The following is a 1622-nucleotide window of genomic DNA, read 5'->3' as shown; positions in this document are numbered from 1 at the left end:
CTGGACAGTGAAAAGTTTTTATAGATAAATCGACGCATAGAAAAATAACCCAATTCGGCGAATCTACGGTATCCTTAAGATCTCACTCTAAAAGGATAGAATCGCTGAATGGGTTACGAAAAAAGTGTACCCTATTTCGAAGCGATTGACCATACCTATGCTAAAATACCTGAATGAACTTTTGCTTCCCTTCCGTTCCTGCTTTTCCAGACAAGCCACTTTTGAGTGGTTCATTGTTCTGGTCATCGGTTTTATGCTGCGCTCCGACCATCTGGGCGTAACTTCGGTGATTCGGGATCTTTCGCTGAATAGCCGCTGCTATGAGACACTCATTCATTTCTTCCGTTCGTCCGGCTGGTCCACTTCGACGCTACGGCAGAAGTGGCTTCAGGTCGTGCGCCAGCATGCGCCTTTGCTGGTGATTCAGAATCGCGTGGTCCTCGTCGGAGATGGCATGAAACAAGCCAAGGAAGGCCGCCGGATGCCGGGCGTCAAGAAGCTTCATCAGGAATCCGAAAATGTCTCCAAGGGTGACTATATCTTTGGTCATTTGTTCGGCGCCATCGGCATTCTGGTCGGTGATTCCCGGAAGTGGTTCTGCTTGCCCTTGTTCATGAATCTACAAGATGGTGTCCAAACCATTCTGGGCTGGAAGAAGTCCAAGGGCGAAGTAGAAACACCTTCCCATGTCGTTCAGATGATTGAGCAGGGCTTCGAGGCCGCGAAAAGTTTCGGTCAAGCGCTGCTGCTTTTGGATCGATACTTCTTGTCGGTTCCGGCCCTGGAGCGGCTGAATGCGTGCCACCTCGCTTCCGAAACCCGCATGCACCTGGTGACGAAAGCCAAATCGAACGTGGTCGCCTACGAACGCCCCCAGGCGAAAAAGCCGGGACGGGGCCGACCGCCGAAAAAAGGCCAGGCGGTCAAACTGAAGGAGCTGTTCACGACTCGCGCTGCCGATTTTCAAACCACTACCCTTCTGCTGTACGGCAAAGAAGAGACGGTTCAGTTTCTGTGCCTGGATCTGCTTTGGGGCCAAGGCTTGTATCAGGAATTACGCTTTGTGCTGGTGGTGCATGGGGGCCGCTACTCCATCTTGGTCAGTACGGATTTGAGCCTGGCAGCCACGGATATCATCCGCTTGTACGGCTATCGCTTCAAGATCGAATGCACGTTTCGGGAAATGAAGCAAGTCACCCACGCCTTCGGCTACCGTTTCTGGAGCAAGTCCATGCCGAAGCTGAACCGGTATTTGAGAAAAGAGGAAGCGCACCCGCTCGAAGCCGTAACGAACGAGCAAGACCGACAGCGTATCCAGAAAACGATCCAGGCGATCGAGGGATTCGTCATGTGCCAGTGCATGGCGATGGGACTCCTCCAACTCGTCGCCTTGCAGTTTTCAGGCCGAACCTCGGGGCTGTTTTTCCGCTATCTGCGAACGCCCTCCCATGCTGTGGTCTCCGAAGCCAGCGTTGCCGCTTATTTACGCAAGTCTATTTTTCGCCTGTTTGCTCAAAATCCGCATTTATCTATAACGAAAATAATTAAATCCAAGCAGGAAAACGCTGATGTGGAGCGCGATTCGCTGGTTTCTTAGCGCTGTAGAACTTTTGACTGTCCAG

At 51.9% G+C, this 1622-nt stretch carries 1 protein-coding gene; it reads left to right on the top strand.

Going from position 1 to position 1622, the window contains the following annotated elements; all coding sequences use genetic code 11:
- Positions 1–157 precede the first annotated feature (157 nt).
- Complete coding sequence (locus ACIFQM_RS24905) at positions 158–1597, top strand: transposase (protein ID WP_430049030.1); 1440 nt, start codon at positions 158–160, stop codon at positions 1595–1597.
- Positions 1598–1622 lie beyond the last annotated feature (25 nt).

Source organism: Paenibacillus sp. NRS-1782 (assembly GCF_050467685.1).
GTDB lineage: Bacteria > Bacillota > Bacilli > Paenibacillales > Paenibacillaceae > Paenibacillus > Paenibacillus terrae_A.
The sequence above is the reverse complement of the archived record's forward strand: the minus strand, read 5'-3'. Positions and strand labels throughout refer to the sequence as shown.